Source organism: Corynebacterium sp. HMSC074C03 (genome assembly GCF_001838285.1).
In the GTDB taxonomy this organism is placed as follows: domain Bacteria; phylum Actinomycetota; class Actinomycetes; order Mycobacteriales; family Mycobacteriaceae; genus Corynebacterium; species Corynebacterium amycolatum.
In genome coordinates this window covers 173,319-189,870 of record NZ_KV836202.1, presented here as the reverse complement: position 1 = coordinate 189,870, position 16,552 = coordinate 173,319, and the positions used below count along the sequence as shown (strand labels likewise).

At 58.3% G+C, this 16,552-nt stretch carries 15 protein-coding genes and 1 tRNA gene; 4 read left to right on the top strand and 12 right to left on the bottom strand.

What is annotated here, in order from left to right; all coding sequences use genetic code 11:
* The 5 genes from HMPREF2847_RS04155 to HMPREF2847_RS04140 all read right to left on the bottom strand — a co-directional run.
* Window positions 1-468, bottom strand: a 468-nt coding sequence (locus HMPREF2847_RS04155; RefSeq protein ID WP_141765049.1) for a hypothetical protein, incomplete at its 3' end; no start/stop codon positions are given.
* An 89-nt stretch (window positions 469-557) separates the two neighbouring features.
* The gene (locus tag HMPREF2847_RS11225) at window positions 558-716 is read right to left on the bottom strand and encodes an excisionase family DNA-binding protein (RefSeq protein WP_083327313.1); all 159 of its coding nucleotides are present in this window, start codon (window positions 714-716) and stop codon (window positions 558-560) included.
* A 199-nt stretch (window positions 717-915) separates the two neighbouring features.
* The gene (locus HMPREF2847_RS04150; RefSeq protein ID WP_070851624.1) at window positions 916-1,461 is read right to left on the bottom strand and encodes a hypothetical protein; all 546 of its coding nucleotides are present in this window, start codon (window positions 1,459-1,461) and stop codon (window positions 916-918) included.
* Window positions 1,448-2,680: a tyrosine-type recombinase/integrase gene (locus tag HMPREF2847_RS04145; RefSeq protein WP_070851623.1), complete on the bottom strand. Its 1,233-nt coding sequence runs from the start codon at window positions 2,678-2,680 to the stop codon at window positions 1,448-1,450. The genes HMPREF2847_RS04150 and HMPREF2847_RS04145 overlap by 14 nt, the downstream gene beginning before the upstream one ends.
* A gap of 172 nt (window positions 2,681-2,852) precedes the next feature.
* Window positions 2,853-2,937 (bottom strand) — tRNA-Ser (locus HMPREF2847_RS04140).
* 198 nt (window positions 2,938-3,135) lie between these two features.
* Here HMPREF2847_RS04140 and HMPREF2847_RS04135 point away from each other — a divergent pair.
* Window positions 3,136-4,104 (top strand): NAD(P)H-quinone oxidoreductase, encoded by a 969-nt coding sequence (locus HMPREF2847_RS04135; RefSeq protein ID WP_070851622.1) that lies wholly within the window; start codon window positions 3,136-3,138, stop codon window positions 4,102-4,104.
* 16 nt (window positions 4,105-4,120) lie between these two features.
* On the opposite strand, the gene HMPREF2847_RS04130 is transcribed toward HMPREF2847_RS04135, so the two are convergent.
* A complete protein-coding gene (locus HMPREF2847_RS04130; protein ID WP_070851621.1) occupies window positions 4,121-5,389 on the bottom strand; it encodes an aminotransferase class V-fold PLP-dependent enzyme in 1,269 nt (422 codons plus the stop codon).
* A gap of 471 nt (window positions 5,390-5,860) precedes the next feature.
* Between HMPREF2847_RS04130 and HMPREF2847_RS04125 the strand changes: the two genes are divergently transcribed.
* The 3 genes from HMPREF2847_RS04125 to HMPREF2847_RS04115 all read left to right on the top strand — a co-directional run bounded on the left by HMPREF2847_RS04125 (window position 5,861) and on the right by HMPREF2847_RS04115 (window position 8,918).
* A complete protein-coding gene (locus HMPREF2847_RS04125) occupies window positions 5,861-6,829 on the top strand; it encodes a galactan export ABC transporter permease subunit Wzm/RfbD (RefSeq protein ID WP_083310795.1) in 969 nt (322 codons plus the stop codon).
* A gap of 46 nt (window positions 6,830-6,875) precedes the next feature.
* A complete protein-coding gene (locus HMPREF2847_RS04120; protein ID WP_070851620.1) occupies window positions 6,876-7,658 on the top strand; it encodes a galactan export ABC transporter ATP-binding subunit Wzt/RfbE in 783 nt (260 codons plus the stop codon).
* Window positions 7,659-7,811: 153 nt separating this feature from the next.
* Complete coding sequence (locus HMPREF2847_RS04115; protein WP_070851619.1) at window positions 7,812-8,918, top strand: glycosyltransferase; 1,107 nt, start codon at window positions 7,812-7,814, stop codon at window positions 8,916-8,918.
* Window positions 8,919-9,580: 662 nt separating this feature from the next.
* Here HMPREF2847_RS04115 and HMPREF2847_RS04110 read toward each other — a convergent pair.
* From HMPREF2847_RS04110 to HMPREF2847_RS04085, 6 genes are all read right to left on the bottom strand, one after another.
* Window positions 9,581-10,711 (bottom strand): PDDEXK family nuclease, encoded by a 1,131-nt coding sequence (locus tag HMPREF2847_RS04110; protein ID WP_070851618.1) that lies wholly within the window; start codon window positions 10,709-10,711, stop codon window positions 9,581-9,583.
* A gap of 206 nt (window positions 10,712-10,917) precedes the next feature.
* The gene (locus tag HMPREF2847_RS04105) at window positions 10,918-12,150 is read right to left on the bottom strand and encodes a hypothetical protein (RefSeq protein WP_168168360.1); all 1,233 of its coding nucleotides are present in this window, start codon (window positions 12,148-12,150) and stop codon (window positions 10,918-10,920) included.
* Window positions 12,151-12,307: 157 nt separating this feature from the next.
* Window positions 12,308-14,230 (bottom strand): glycosyltransferase, encoded by a 1,923-nt coding sequence (locus HMPREF2847_RS04100; protein ID WP_049189780.1) that lies wholly within the window; start codon window positions 14,228-14,230, stop codon window positions 12,308-12,310.
* 18 nt (window positions 14,231-14,248) lie between these two features.
* Window positions 14,249-14,782: a GtrA family protein gene (locus HMPREF2847_RS04095; protein ID WP_070851616.1), complete on the bottom strand. Its 534-nt coding sequence runs from the start codon at window positions 14,780-14,782 to the stop codon at window positions 14,249-14,251.
* A gap of 78 nt (window positions 14,783-14,860) precedes the next feature.
* Window positions 14,861-15,844, bottom strand: a complete 984-nt coding sequence (locus HMPREF2847_RS04090; protein ID WP_070851615.1) for a plasmid pRiA4b ORF-3 family protein — start codon at window positions 15,842-15,844, stop codon at window positions 14,861-14,863.
* A gap of 51 nt (window positions 15,845-15,895) precedes the next feature.
* Window positions 15,896-16,516: a hypothetical protein gene (locus tag HMPREF2847_RS04085; protein WP_246821930.1), complete on the bottom strand. Its 621-nt coding sequence runs from the start codon at window positions 16,514-16,516 to the stop codon at window positions 15,896-15,898.
* Window positions 16,517-16,552: the final 36 nt, after the last annotated feature.

The window sequence follows — 16,552 nt, the reverse complement described above, 5'->3', positions numbered from 1 at the left end:
GTCTTGGGCTTTCTGCAGATGTTCCATTGCGCGGCCAATGCCGGTAAGCGTTGCGGTGTCTAGACACTGCTGTGTCTGTGCCTGCGCTGCCTGTAGGTGCTGGAAAGCTGCTTGGCTAGTCAGCTCCGTGAGGGCGTTGTTAATCAGCCCCAGCTCTGCCATACCCAGCGGGTGGGCACTGTAGCCGTTGCTGTTGCTAATGCGCCGCCATACCCGCGTGCCTGTGCTGTGCTGCTTTTCCTGCAGGCGTTGACCAAACTGCACCATATCCACACGTTCCGAGGCGCTACCCGTGTTGATGTGTTCCTCAGCGCATTCCAGCAATACGAGGTACGCCGGGCGATACAGACGCGGGAAATCAGTGGCCGTTACGCCGCGTCGGGCGGTGGCGTACTGCACCACTTCAGCGGTGGAGGATACAAGTAGGGCTAGTGCGTCTACAGCTAGTGTTTCCCACGCGCTAGGCATGCTGCGCCGTACTTGGTTACGATATGGGTAACAGTTGTTTTGAATTTCCCTGCGTTCGCCTGGCGCGGGGTTTTTCTTTGTGTCCACTGCTACGCACCCCATCGGTCTGTAGCAGTAAAAAGTGCGTCAAGGTCGGTTTTCTTGAATCGGAATGCCCGCCCCGCCCGGTATGCCCGTAGTTTCCCGTCGGCAATATATTGACGCAAAGTCCGGTCGCAGAAACCGGTGTAAACGACCGCCTCATTCATTGTGAGGTATGGGTCGTAACCGCGCTTTACTAGCGCTTCACGTACATAATCTTCTGACACGTCGGTATCCTCTCAACATGTCACGCCGTAAAAGACGTGCACAAAATTGAGCGACCCGACTCTTCCAGAGCTTTATCGCTGAGGGTAAATCAGCCCCTCACGTTTAAGTAAAGCGGAGACTAGCGGAACGCGCAACTACCTAGCGAAGTTTCCCGGAAACAGTTTTCCGCTCTAGGTACCCCTCTAGCAACCTTCGTAATGCGGACGCGTCAATCACCCACCCGCCAATACCCTCCGTTTCATATAAGAATTTTCCGCTACCAATCGCAGGCACCCCCGAGTCGTCTCTAACCGAAACAACCGAATAATAGGCTTCTTCCCGCCCTGCCTCCCTCTCGATAGTGTCAATGAGCTGAACCAATGCCGCCGCAACAACAGCCGAGTCATACGACCCCACCTTGGGTATATCCAAGATGAAATCCATTTCTAGTTTTCCAATAATCCTATCCACCTCTTTAGACCGCTTCCCGTCCATAGCGTCCGGCTCAGGGGGAGGGACATCATCGGATAGATTCGTGCGGACACGAGTTCCGGCAGCGCTCTGCTTCACCTGCTCATTGGCCTCTACAGGTACGAAATATGCCCACCTATCCGGGGCGGACTCCTTTTTGGACGGGCGAATATGGATTTCCCCAATAATCCGCCGCTGAACCTTCACCAATGACGATTCATCATCGACATTCACAGGTACCGTCACCTTTCCCATTCTTGCCGCTCTCATGCCGTTTAACGCAGGGGCTATCTGTCTCAGCGGGGATACTAACTTCAGCTACCGACATACGGTTAGCAACATCACGATCTCTAGACTGCACCGCATGTTGATATGTCATAGCCGCGTCAACAGTCGAGTGCCCAAGCCGCGCTTGTAGCTCTGCAGCGCTAGCCCCCGAGCGAGCAAACTCCGTCGCCCCAAAATGCCGCAAGTCGTGGCTAGTCATATCCTCACGACCAATAGCCTTTCTCACCGCAGTTTTTAGCAAGGAATTAAACCGCCGCCTATCCGTCCATGTACCGTCCCGATTCGGAAACAACAGTGCGCCTTCGCCCGGCGCGACATACTTCCGCATGTGCCACTGCAGCAAGGGAACTATCGCCTGTGGTATCGACACGTAGCGCTCTCCCCCGGCCTTAAGGTGCATGCGTACCGCGCCTTTATCGCCCTCTTCGTCCGGCGCTTGCCTACAGACGTGTAAGCTCCACTCTTCCGCCCCATTGGGGGCTATCGACAAGAGAACGTCTTTTCGCCGTAATTCAGACCATTCGCTGATTCTAAGGCTGCAGTAAGCCGCCACCATGACCGCAGCTCGATAGTGATTAGGCATGAGGTCAGCTATCTTCGCTAACTCTTCTGGAGAAGGTACAACAATCTCTTTTTTTCGTGTTGGCCGCTTACCCGCGCCCTTCACATGCACGGGCGAAGCGTCGATGAGTTCATCTTCTACCGCTTGGTTAAAGATTGTGCGCATAAGCGAATAGGTGTCATGTACGAGTTTTTGGTGCTTCTTGTTTCTCTCCGCCATGTCCAGGTACCACTGCGTTATTTCAGCCCGTGTTACATCGGCTAGGGGACGGCTACCTAGTTCCGGCTTGATGTGATTGTTGAACTTTGCGGTGTATCCCCGCACTGTTCCCGGCGACCAACCCTTGATAGTCGGCAACCGCTCAAAATACGTGGTGACGGTAATGCCTTTTCGCTCTGCTTCTTTCTTCCGCCGTTCCGGGGGTATCCAGGTACCTAGTTCAATGCTGCGTCGCTCTGCTTGGTACGCCGCTATGCAGTCGATTTTGTGCTGACGAGTGATTGACCGCCTCTTCCCGTCGGGGGCAGCATACCGAATGCGCCAATGACCGTCTTTCTTGCTGGCTCCCTTTTTCGTGCTCGGGATAAATTTCGGCTCTGGCATTGGGTGTTTTCTTCCCTTTATGGACTGGACTAAATTTTTCAGTCCATTTTCAGTCCATCTGACTTACTTTCAGACCCTACAACTTCCGCCTATTTCCGGCTAGTATTTTGCTTACTACCAGTTCAAACACAACGAAACCCCCGGTAGAACAACTACCGAGGGTTTCCATCTGCGGAAGCAGGGGGATTTGAACCCCCGGAGGTGTGACCCTCGCTGGTTTTCAAGACCAGTGCATTCGGCCGCTCTGCCATACTTCCAACGACAACATCATAACCGCATACCGCCGTGAGGCAGCAAACGCCCTCATAACAGCCCTTGCCAGCACCTTTCGCTAGTCTTCTCATCCCAAACCACACCCCAAGCATCCACCTCTACAGACATAACTATTTTTGCTAATTGCAAAAGAGCTTGAAATACCGCGTGCATAACCAGTTTTTGCATTACCTTTGAAGACTATGAAGGCAATCATTCAGACTGATCTTTCCAACCCCCGCGCCCTGGAATGGGCCGATGCTCCGGAACCGACTCTCGAGGATGGGCAGGTGCTGGTCAAGGTCAAAGCCGCTGGCGTAAACCGCGCTGACCTGCTTCAGGCCGCTGGCCACTACCCGCCACCGAAAGGCGTGACCGACACCCTCGGCCTGGAGTGCGCGGGTGTCATTGAAGAGGTCAAGGGCGACTCTCAGGGCTGGAAAGTCGGCGACGAGGTCTGCTGCCTTCTCTCCGGTGGCGCTTACGCCGAAAAGGTCGCAGTCCCGGCCGGCCAGATTCTCCCACTGCCACATGGCTACTCCTTCACCGAGGCCGCATCTATCGTCGAGGTTGCCTGCACGGTGTTCTCGAATGTCGTGATGATTGCCGGCCTAAAGGAAGGCGATCTACTACTGGTTCACGGTGGCGCGGGTGGCATCGGCACTTTCGCTATTCAGATGGCCAAGCAGCTTGGCGCTCGCGTCGCAGTCACCGCCGGTTCAGCGGAGAAGCTGGCTAAGTGCAAAGAGCTCGGCGCCGACATCCTCATCAATTACAAAGAAGAGGACTTCGAGGAAATCATCGCAGCTGAGGGCGGCGCCAATGTCATTCTGGACATCATGGGCGCAAAGTACCTCGACCGAAACGTCAAGGCCCTGGCGAAGGACGGCCACCTGGTCATCATCGGCATGCAGGGCGGTGTAAAGGGCGAGCTCAACATTGGCCGCCTGCTGAGCAAGCGCGGCTCCATTACCGCCACCGGTCTGCGCTACCGCGATCTAGCTGACAAGGCTCGCATCGTCAACGCCACAGAGGACACCGTTTGGCCAATGCTTGCCGACGGCACCGTCACCCCTCAAATTCATGAGGTCATGGATATGAGCGACGCGGCCAAGGCCCACGAACTGCTCGACAGTGGCGCGGTCAGCGGCAAGATTGTGCTGACCGTCTAGTTAGCTGACCGCCTAGTTAACCGAGCGAGGCAACTGCGCGCACGAGCTGGTCAATATCGTGCGGCGTATTGAACGGCTGGAGGCCGACTCTCACGGCACCTCCAGCCTCAGCGATGCCCATGGCCTCCAACAGTGGCGATTCGTATGCATCAACAATGCTGGTCACCAGGCCATTATCCAGCAGCCTGTCCACGACCACCTTCGCCGACACTCCATCGACGAGGAAGCTAACCCGCGGAATGTGCTGTGCCCGCGACACACTCGCGAAAGAATCATCTTCGGTATCCATGCCGATGATGTACACCCGCGGCAGGGTCATCAGCGCCGCAATCAGGCGCTCCGACAACGTCGTCAAGTAGCGAGAAACCTGCGGCATCGCCGTTTCAATGCGGTGCCTACGCGACCCCCTCGCCGTGCTATCCAGCGATGCCAGGTGCAGCACCGATTCCGACACCCCACCGAGCAGTGCCGGCGACACCGGGGAAACCTCAATCCGCTCGACGCCGCGCGCATTCGGCACATAGCTTAACGACGTCATGCGCTCGAACATCTCGGGATCCTTGAACACCAAAGCTGCGACCTCAGGCCCGCCCAGCACGGAGGCGTCAACCAGCATGATGTCGGCGCCCAGCTTGCTCATCGACACGTCGCGGTAGGCAACAATATCCGAGGCATCGACCAACACCCAGGCGTTGGAGTGCTCATGCACCCGCCGAGAAATGTCAGCTACCGGCGCGATGGTGCCAACGAACGGATCCGCGGCCGGGACGACAACGAGGCGAGTGTGCTCGTCTACAAGTTCGTCGAACTGCCAGGAGGGCAACGTACCCGAGGACAAGTCAGCCTCAGCAATGCGGACTTGAGCCCCGTAGAGATTGGCTGCCCGGCGTAGTGGTGCGTGTACGACCTGCGAACCGATGCGAGAAATCACCAGGTTAGAGCCGAGAGTCAAGCGTCGACTCATTGCGGACGTGAACTGCTCCATGAGCACCTCACGCGAAGATCCCAACACCACACCGGCGACCGGACCGCCAGTGAGGTCTGCAAAAGCCCGGCGCGCACTGGCGGTCAGTTCCGCTGCAGCGGGAACGCCCGAGCTACGCGACTGACCATGAGCCCCCGCCCCAGTCTCACCTGGAAGGGACTTCTGCGCATTGCGAAATGCAGAAATCATCGCAGCCTGAACACGTTCGGGCACCTGGGTGCGTTGACCCGCATTGAGGTATGTCCACCCGTCGGAAAGCGACGAGTAAGCACCCCTGGTTGTAGGCACATCGAAGGCCATGAAAACCCTTTCCCGGTTTCGAATTCAAGCTGCGACATCTATTTCAGAATTAACCGTGCAATCATCCACGAATCGAGTGTCCATGCCTCGAACCGTGTATCGCTTGCACATCTTAGTTGGAGCCAATTCTATCGAAGCAACCCCCTATAGGATAATCTTTATCCCTTTTTAGTAGTTGCTTAAAATTGGCTGAACTTTTCCTGCCTGTAGCCATGCGCAAGCACTCCCAATGCGTGAATCATATGCACCAGCCGCAGGCCATAAAGCAGTTACAGCGGCGATTGTATGTAAGTTTTCCAGACTCACATAACCAGTCACATAACCAGTTGTGGAACCAGCCTCAGAAGCACCACGTAACCACCAATGACGACCATCCCACGCGACCGTTGTTCGCCGCGACGACGTGGAATAATGGCTCGCCCGGCGCTGTCGGTATTCAATCTAATCCGCCCTTGCTAGTAGTTTGGAGACGTGACTAACGCAGAAAATGATTGCCAATCCGCAGACGCAGCCGACCAGTCTGCCGATACTGTGCGCAATGGCTCCGCTCTCCGCACGGAGGAAACCCTCCGCCGCGACATTGCGCGAATGGTTGACGCAACGGGTGAGGCACCGGCTTTCAAATCGCGTTCCCGTACCATGGGCGCTGCCTGGCGGGATCTGGCTACCGGCTTTGGCCAGCGCGAACTGTGGCTGCAACTGGGCTGGCAGGACATCAAGCAGCGGTACCGTCGCTCCACGCTTGGCCCGCTGTGGATCACCATTGCCACCGGCGCGATGGCCCTGGCTCTCGGCCTGCTGTACTCGCTGCTGTTCCAGCAGGACCTGGCGTTCTTCCTGCCGCACGTGACCGTTGGTCTGATTATCTGGGGCTTCATCTCCGGCTGCGTGCGCGAGGGCGCAACCGTCTTCATTGAAAACGAAGGCCTCATCAAACAGCTGCCCAGTGCGCTGAGTGTTCACGTCTACAGGCTGGTGTGGCGTCAGTTGCTTTTCCTGGCCCACAACATGGTGATCTGGCTGATTCTCGTGCTGGTCTTCCGTCCGGATTTGGGCTGGAACTTCTTCCTGGTCATCCCCGCGATGGCGCTGCTGGTGGTCAACGGTGTGTGGGTGACGATGTTCTTCGGCATCATCGCTACGCGCTACCGCGACGTGGCACCACTGCTGGATTCCCTAATTCAGCTGGTGTTTTACATGACTCCGATTGTGTGGACCACCAAGACACTGGAGGAACAGGGCGGTGCCGTCGCCGAACGCGCACGCATCGCAGAGATCAATCCCCTGTTCCACTACCTGGAAATCATCCGCGCCCCACTGACCGGCCAGCCGGTGGATACCTACCACTGGTGGATCGTCCTCGCCTGCACCGCAGTTGGCCTGTTGCTGGCACTCGGGGCCATGCGCCTGTGGCGCTCCCGCGTGAGCTACTGGGTTTAGGCCGCAAAGGCCGTCGTAAAGCGAATAGAACTAGCAAGGGATAAGCATGGTCAGCATTGATACTTACAACGCGTGCGTTGACTTCCCCATTTTCGACGCCAAATCGCGGTCGATGAAGAAGGCGTTCCTCGGCGCCGCGGGTGGTGCGATTGGCCGCAATGACTCCAATGTCGTGGTCATTGAGGCGCTGAAGGACATCAACATCCATCTGCGCGAGGGCGACCGCGTCGGCTTGGTAGGCCACAACGGAGCGGGTAAGTCCACGCTGCTGCGACTACTGTCGGGAATCTATGAGCCCACGCGCGGTGCCGCCGATGTGCGCGGGCGTGTGGCTCCGGTGTTCGACCTCGGTGTCGGCATGGACCCGGAGATCTCCGGCCTGGAAAACATCATCATCCGTGGCCTGTTCCTGGGGCAGACGCGCAAGCAGATGAAATCCAAGCTCGACGAAATCGCAGAATTCACCGAACTCGGCGATTACCTGCACATGCCACTGCGCACTTACTCCACCGGTATGCGCGTGCGTCTGGCGCTCGGTGTGGTCACGTCCATTGAGCCGGAGATCCTGCTTCTCGACGAAGGCATCGGAGCCGTCGACGCCGCATTCATGGCGAAGGCCCGGACGAAGTTGACCGAATTGGTCGACCGCTCCGGTCTGCTGGTGTTTGCGTCGCACTCGAATGAATTCCTGGCGCAGCTGTGTGACACGGCACTGTGGATTGATCACGGTACGGTTCGACAGGCAGGGCTTGTCGACGAAGTGGTCGAAGCCTACGAAGGTAAAGAGGCCGCCGACCAGGTGCGCAAAGTGGTCGCGCAGCGCCGGTAGCAGCTTCGCGGGGAGCTGGGCGCGGGTCCATAGTGGCCAAGCGGGCGGCTCGCGGGCAGATTGCGGGCGGCGCGGGTGGTTGGCGAATTGCTCACCCGGAGCAACATGGCAAGATAGACAGCAATAAAAACAGTAATAAACGGTACGTCCCCGATGGAGAACGAAGTGAGCGAAAACTCGGCTGACCACCCAAAGCACGATGAGGCAGCAACGGCCGCAATCGTGGTGACTCACAACCGCATCGAGGACCTGCGTCAATCGTTTCCCATCGTTGCCAGCCAGACCCACATGCCGAAATGGCTCATCATCGTCGACAACGGCAACGACCCGAAGGTCAAGGAGCTCGCTGAGCAGGTGGCGGCGCAGCAGTCGTCGGAAAGCGGATCGGCGCCGGAAATTCACTACTTCGGCTCCAAGACGAACCTGGGCGGCGCTGGTGGTTTCGCACTGGGCATGCTGACTGCGCTGTCGCTGGGCGCGGGGTGGATTTGGTGCGCCGATGATGACGGGCGCCCGGAGGACTCCTACGTGCTGAAGGCGCTGCACAGCTGCGCGCGACGTCACCAGCTCGACGCTGTCTCGCCGGTGGTCTGCGACATTAAGGCCCCGAACAAGCTGGCATTCCCCCTGCGCCGCGGGCTGGTGTGGCGCCGTCATCGCGAGGAGCTTTTCGAAAGCGGCATCAACCCCAAACTCCCGGAAGTACGCGACTCCGAGGGCACGAAGTGGTTCACCAACTTCGCAGATCAGAAGGCTGCTACCGGGCTCGAACTGCCTAGCGACCTCGAGACCATCGACGGCAACCACGATCTCCTGCCCGGCATCGCATCCCTGTTCAACGGCGCGCTGTTTAGCGCCCGCTCGCTGGAACAGCTCGGCGTTCCCGACTACCGCCTATTCATCCGCGGCGACGAGGTCGAATTCCACCGCCGCCTGGTCCGCTCCGGCCTCCGGTTCGGCACATGCTTGACGACGGCCTACCTGCACCCCTCCGGCTCGGGTGAATTTGTGCCCATTCTCGGCGGCAAGATGCACACGCAGTACCCGACCAATGACTTCAAGCGCTACTTCACCTACCGCAACCGCGGCTACCTGATGAGCCAGCCCGGCATGCGCAAGCTCATGCCACAGGAGTTCCTGCGCTTCGGCTGGTTCTTCCTGGTCCAGCGTCGCGATGTCCGCGGCTTCTACCGCTGGTTCAAGCTACTGAAACAGGGCCGCGCGGAGAACTTCGAGCGCTTCGACCCGAAGTCGAAGTAGTTCGGGCTGGGGGCGCTGGGGCTGGTGGGGCGCAAGCATTGAGGCGCAGGCGTTGCGGCGCTGGGCTTGTGGCGCTGGGGCTGACTGGCCTTGCGGCGCTGGGGTTACTGGGGCTGGGGTTGCGGCGCTGGGGCTGGTGGGGCCGGGGTTGCGGCGCTGGGGTTGCTGGGGCCGGGGTTGCTGGGGCCGGGGTTGCGGCGCTGGGGCTGGTGGGGCCGAGGTTGCACTGGCCTGCATATTTGGCCTCACCCGGGTCATGTAGTCCGCATTTCGAGTGCTCAGTGCGCAAAAGTGTTACCTAACCCCTGGTTCCCTTCTCCTCCACTGACATATCGATGAGGTATTCACTCATCGATGCGCTACAGCCTGCGCATAAGTGAATAGTCCTACGATAAGTGCGCGGGCCAGGCCAACAGCGTGGCCATAAGTCCTGAAAAGTCATCGATAAGTGGCGGGAAGCTGGCCATAAGTCCCGGAAAAACATCGACAAGTGGCGAGAAGTTGGCCATAAGTGAGCACGACGGCCAAAAAGCGTCGATGAGTCTTGAAAAACCGTCGATGAGTGAAGTGAAACTGGCCATAAGTCGCTGGAAATCCGAGCCAGTCCGCTCGAAATCGTTCCAAGTCCGGTCAGCACAATTGCGACAGGTCAGCAGCCGAGCTTAGCTGGAGTCGCGCGAGGTCGATGCATTTTCCAGAAGCTGCAAACGCTGCTTACGCTGCTGGATTCTGGACTCACGGAGCTGCCGATCTTTATACGGGACAGTGGCTTGACGAAAACGCCCAACTTCGGACGAAAATACCAACCCACCTGCCTGAATACGCTGACTCTGCCGAATAGCGAACTGTCGCAAGACCTCCACGCAGTCCCCACTAATGACCTGTGACCATTGGAAGCGGAGTACATCTAAGTGGAGGTTCCTCAGACGCTTCTCGCGAGCTTGCTCTTTCAGAAGTACAGTCTCCGTAGCTGCTACCCCGCCACCGGAATACTTAGTCAGCCCATCGAACTCAATGATCAAATTCAGATGAGGCACATAAAAATCGACGCGCCCAATGAATCCTTCACTGTCATAGAACTCGACTTGCTGCATGAGCACGCATTTTTCGTCGTAAAGCGTGGCAATTCCTGAGTCGATTATGCATTTCTTTGTGATTGACTCACCGATGGTTTCGCTGTGTTCGCTGGCAGTTCGAAGTAGCTCACGGGCACGACGGGTCCCCGGCGAACGTGGGTAATTTGTGAGGACTGTATGCAATTCTTCGAGGTCACACCACTGCCGTAGTGCGGTGTCAACGACGATTGGCCCGTTTTCAGACTCGGCGGTGCGGCAAATATCGATGACGGTTTTCGGCACATCGGTAACGCTGCGCCCACCAATGCGAACGATGTCTTGTTCGAGGATTTTGCCACCGACATGGCGCAATCCGCCGCCAGGTCGGCGCAGGCCGGAATTGGCAAGCGCGATTGTGGCATTTCGAACAAGCAACGGGATACCATGCAACGCAGCGGCTGCTTCGCCTGTAATGATTGTTCCGGAACCCGGCTTGACCAGTGCCTTTATCTGCAGTTGAAAACGTTCAAATGCTGACAGCGCATTCCATCGAGAGCAATCAATGTAGGTGCCATACGCCAGTCTGAGCAGGGATTTATTCCGTCCATTAGTGATATCGACGTGCCCGTGTAGATCACCTAGCTCTGACTTGGCACTGACATATTCACAAGGATGCTTGATTTGCTTCTGCGCAGCCGCGTGGATGAGGCCATCGGAATCGTAATTCCAGGTAGGCATTGGTTTTCGGCACTCCCTAAGGTTGGTTGCGTTTTGGCTGCAGGTTCGTTGCAGGCTGACTACAGGTATTCACGCATTGGAATTAGTGCCTTCATTTATGGCCGACTCCGTGAAAATTGGCAGCAGAAAAGCCGCCAAATTGCCCGTTTCTGTGGACAATTTGGCGGCTGTGGATAACTAGCTGCGGACACCCAGCTGTCGCTTACTTACCATTTGGCGCCGTCCTCAACAGCGAGACCGAACGGGATGCCCGTGTCCGACGGCCAGTATGTCTTGTCAGCTGAGAAGCTAATCGTTGCCTTTTCCCCGTCGCTGTGGAGATTTGGGTTAATCACGACATGGTCAATAGTGCGTGTTTCAGTTTCATTACTTCCTGCGAGCTTGGCTGTCACGTCAGTTGGCTGGTCAAGAACCAAAATCGCAAATTGTCGGTCGCCGGCAATATGGGGGTTGGGATCCTCACGCTGCTGATAAGCGAGAACCTCGGCTCGATTCTGGAAAATCTTCACCGTGCCGGTCACCGTCTGCTGGCCACTGGTGCCATTGCTCGACCCCTGCGAACTAGAATCCGAAGCCCCAGACTGCGAGCCCGAGTCCGAGTTCGAACCCGAACCAGCCCCATCCCCAGACCCCGCAGCCTGCTGCCCCGCCGTCGGATTCGGTCCACCGTTGGCACCATTAGCGCCATCAGCACCAGAACCATCAGCGCCAGCACCCGCCCCTGAGCCCGAGCCCGGCGCGCAGTCATTACCAGCAGCAATGGCCTCGACGATATCCAGGTTGTCAGCCGGAATCCAGTTAAACTGTTCGAACTCCCCAGCACCCGGATTCGCAGGTGTTTCCACCAGCTCATTGCCCTGGCGCGTCACCAGCAAATCTTCCTGATCGCGCCCCATCCTCTCTGCAGAAAACGAGAACATACCCGGCTGACCAGTAGCTCGCTGAAGGGCGCGACGTACACCGCCCGTTGAAGTAACACCGTCATGATAGGAATTCTGAAACTGAATTTCCTGGCCATTTTCATCGACGCCATAGACACCAATCGCATCAATTTCGGCGCTCATCGCACTTGTGCCATAGTTCAGCACCAGCTCGGGCACGCACCCATCATCAAGATGCACGAGCGCATATTTCATCGCCCCACCAGGGCTAACTTCTCCGACAAAAGTCTGCAGTGGCGCCGGGTTCGCCAGCACCTGCTTGTACACAACGACGGCCTTCTCCGCCTGCGCCTGAGCCGGGGACTTCTCCTGTCCCTGCGCATCGCCATTTTCGCTTGACGACGACACACTGCTCTCAGCAACCGCCGAACCGCCACTTCGGTCCCCGGAAATCTTGGCAATTAGGAACACGGCCATCGCAAGGATAATCAACACCAGCAGCACCAGGATCGTGATGAGCTGTTTGCGTGTTTTGTCGCCTGTGTTATTCGGGGGCATGGGCGTAGTCATACGAGGCGGGACTCCGTTCGAAAATTTATGAACTTTTAAGGTGCGTAAACACTATTAGAGCACGAAACCGGCGGATTTCCTGCTATCCGACGGTTTCTGCACTTTAGGGGTTAACCCCGCCAGGCTCAGCCCAATCTCAGCAAGACTACTCGCCTTGGAAGAACTTCTCCCAGTTGTCCTCGCTGGTCAAAAATGGCACGGCGGCACGCCACTGCTTCGCCAGGTCGTCCCACTTGGAGGAAAGTTCGCGCATGAGGCTGATGGTCTCGGCACGCATGGACTTTTCCTTTTCCAGGTCGCGGACCAGGTGACGCACTCCATTCTGGGAAGCATCGGTAACCCACACGTCGTCGAAGGTGGAAATGTGCCACCAGAAGGAGTCCTCGAAGGCCACAGCCACCGGACCCGGGCGCTTCTTACCCATCTGCGTATAAGCCAAACGCTTGGCCATCGTCTTGTTTTCGCTGGAGATCTCGTGTGACGGCGGGCGAACCGGAGTCAGACCACCCGGCATCTCGTGCATCGGTAGCAGCTCGGTCTCCGGGAAGTTCTTTCGACCAGCAGAAATGCGTGCGAAGTCGCCCTGCGATGCGTTCTTCAGCACCTCCGGGCCACGCAGCAGGTCACGAACCGCTTCCATCTGCGTCCAGGCCAGGCCGTAGCGCATAGAGACCAGGTTCGAGAGGATTCGTCGTGAAGCGACGTTGACCATGTCCTTCGCGGTGACATCGCCGTGCATGGTGGCGGCGATGAGGGAGTTGCGCAGGCCGAAGTACTGGGCGGCGTTTTCGATGTCCTTCCAGTAGAAATCGGCGTGCCAGACGGCTGCGCCCGGAATGGTGTCGGTCGGGTAACCAGCCTTGGCGGCACGGAAGCCGTAGTCGATGTCGTCGTACTGGAAGAACAGCGGCAGCGCCAGGCCAATCTTTTTAATGACCTCGGACGGCACCAGGCAGGTCCACCAGGCGTTGTAGTCAACACCCAGGCGACGCAGCTGGTGGTACTTGCGCACGTCCACGTCGGCGTAACCGAACTTGGGGTCGTTCTCCTCGACGGTCAGCGCCTTCCAGTTGTAGGTCTCGCCGGTGCGGAAGAGACTGGTCGGGTTGAACAGGAAGAGCATCTGCGCTCCGAGTAGCATCGGCTTTTCCGCGCATACGGCCAGGGCGGATAGGCGCAGGGTGGTTTCGGGCTCGGGGCGGATGTCGTCGTCGGTAAGCAGCACCATGCAGTCACCCGCAGCGGTGGCGTCACGCATGCCGCGGGAGAAACCGCCGGCGCCGCCGAGGTTCGGCTGATGGACGACGTTCAGGCGCTCGCCGAGGATCTCCTTGGCCTGGATGAAGTCGGCTTCGTCGGCCGGGTGCTGTTCGCCCTGGTCAACGACGCGGATGGTGCGAACGCGCTCAAGGGCTGGCAGGTCCTCAGCCAGCGTGGCGACGGTTCGAGCACAGTCAACCGGTCGGTTGTAAGAACAAATGACCAGGTCAGTCGGAATATCACGCTTGATAGCCGACTTGGGCACAACATAGCGAACATCGGAAATCTTTGCGCCTGCGTCCTCGGTGTCGAAGCGCAGGTGAATGGCACCGCCATCGGCGAAGCGGTCCAGCGGGACGGTCAGGCGTACCTCTTCATTGGCAGAACCCGACATCGGCGAGTGCTCACCGGTCCAGTTGCCGTCGGCATCCGAGCCGCCCGCTGCCCAGGAGTCCTCCAAGCGGAGGTGGCCCCCAATATCCTCGGTGTAGGCCAGCACACGCGCGGAACCGACCACGCGCGCGCGGATTTCGACCTGCTTAATTGAGGTCCAGCGCTGCCAGTAAGAAGCTCGGAAGCGACCGAAGTAGGTGTCAGTGCGCACTACGGTGTGGCGACCGAGCGTGATCGAGTTACGGGTGGCCTGCACCGAGCTGTCGTAGGCGCCAACGCCTTCGACTCGGTAGTACAAATCCGGCTCCACCCAGTCTGCGGGCGGAGCAAACAGCACGCGCTGAATAGTCAGCATGTCAACATCGGTTTCGGCGGTCAGCTGAGTGGATTCCTTATTAGAAGCAGTCGAAGTCACGTCCCCCAGCGTATCGCGCTATTTCACACGGAAGATGAATACACGCTGAATGATGAAGTTAATTACCGTCGCAACGCCCTGCGCGACAACGAATGCGCCGAACTGTGCCCACTGCGCGTTCCAGTCCCAGGATTCGACGAGCCAGGGCTGTAACACGTTGAAGATACCGACCTGGGTGGCGTAAGTAATCAGGTACAGCACCGCAACTGCCAGCACCTTCTTCGCCGAGGACTTCGACTTGAAGGTCCAGCGGCTGTTGATGATGTACGCCGTAATCGTGCCGAAAACCCAGCCGACCGTCTTGCCCCAGAAGTTGGTCGCCCCGAAGACGTTGAGCATGATGAACGTCAGGCCGAAGTCCACCACCGCCGCAATAACGCCGGAGATAATAAAGCGCATCATCTGCACTTTCAGATCGTGCTCGTCCTTGGTCTCCGTCGCCATCGGCACTGCGGCCGAGTCCTCTACGACAAAGCCATTTTCGTGGGAGCCGTTTCCGAGCTTGCCGTTTTCACGGTTCGGGTTTTCATTTGCTGTTTCATTCGCTGACACGCCTAGAAATTCTAGGCCACCGGCCAGCTAACAAACAGCCAGCGCGAGCATGAGGAGGCAATAAAGAGGAGAAACGAACTAACGCCGCAGCGCCTCACGCAGCAGATCCAGCCGCTCCACCGGCGAGAGCGCATCCTCCCCAGCTAGGCCCAACGCACTCATCTCCGCCCAGCTAGCCGCCGCCAATTCCTCCACGTCCTCGCCGGATAGCGGGATGCCCTCGTCGCTCTCCCAACCGAGGCGCTCCATGACATGCGCCGCCACATCATGCCGCAGCTCATCCGAAGTCAGCGCCGCCAAACACAGCAGCTCCACCAACGCCGCATCGTGCCCGGCTGGGTCTTTCTCGGCGTCCTCTATAGGCAATGCACGCAATCGCTTAACGACGCTCTCCCCCGCCTCCCCGGTCAATTCCAGCGCGGTTGATTCCGACCTCTGCAGGTCCAGAGCCTGTAACAGGGGCACGAATTCAAACACCCCCGACCTCTCGATGATGTCCACGACATCGGCACGAGCGGTGGCCAACGTATTTTGAATAGAGTCCCGTCCGGTCAATTCCCTATTGATTGCGGCAATATCCACCGACTCCTCCGCGTCCACATCCCCCAGTGCGCGGATAGCACCCGAGCCACCGATGCACAGGGCATCCGGTGTGGCCTCATCGCGGGCAAAAGCTTCTCTGACCTGCAAGGTATGTTCCCACAGGCCCCACTGCCAGATAAGGGTATCGCCGGGACTTTGCAGCACCTCGGCAACTGTGGTGGATAAGGGAACATCGACGACTCCACCCGCTGCGGGTCTGCCGCCAGTCACCAGCTGCGCCACAGACTCCACCGCCGAGCCGGGCAAATGGAACTTCGTCGGCACGCTTTCGTCGCCCCACCCAAAGATGACCGCTAACACGCGGGACAGGCTTCGCAGATCCATCTGGTCATTGACCCCGAAGACGCGGTGGGCACTGCACGGTTCTTCCTCTAAAGAGGCACCGATAATGAGCGTGGCCGGTTCCGTGGCCACGCGAACGCCTGGGAAGGCGACTACGTTATCGGTCTGTGCTGCCATACTTCACAGCGTACGCAGGAAAAACAAGGTGGCCTGGATAGCAAAAACTCGCTACAATGCGCGCGTTCTTACCAGTGGAATCTGGCGTGGCTCCGCACCCCACGGCTCTGCCAAGTACTTGCGGCGCAGACGCTGCGACTCCACAGCCATCCACTGCGCTACCAGCTCTTCTACCCCGCGAGCAAGCCCCAGCACCGGTCCTGCGACTTTTTCGCCCACATGCGGAAAATCAATGACCTCCACGTCGTTGACCTTGGGAAACCGCGGCTCCGTCAGATTTCCCTTGCCGGGCTTGGCTTTCTCTTCCTTCGCGGCGGCGCGCAGCTGTCCGATGTGGTCACGAATGCCGGCCACCGATGCTGGCAGGTCCACCACCGTGGCCCCCGCCTGCTCAATCGCCTGCGATAGCAGGTCCGCCCCCTCAGCACCCTCAGCGCTCTCAGCTGCAGCGTCACCGCCACCATCGCCCGCGGTCACAGTCGCAACAAAGCAACCGGTGAGCAGATTGGTGGCGGTCTCCAGGGCTCCGTCGTCAAGCGGATCCACCAGCCATGCACCCGACAACCTCTCGCCTGCAAAGGACGGCGAGAGCTCCACATGCCAAATGACAACGGGCGATGTGGAACTACATACGGCAAGGGTCTGCGGAGTAGCAGCGGGCGTGGATGTCATGAGGTTGATGGTATCGCGAGTGACGGATTCGAAGCG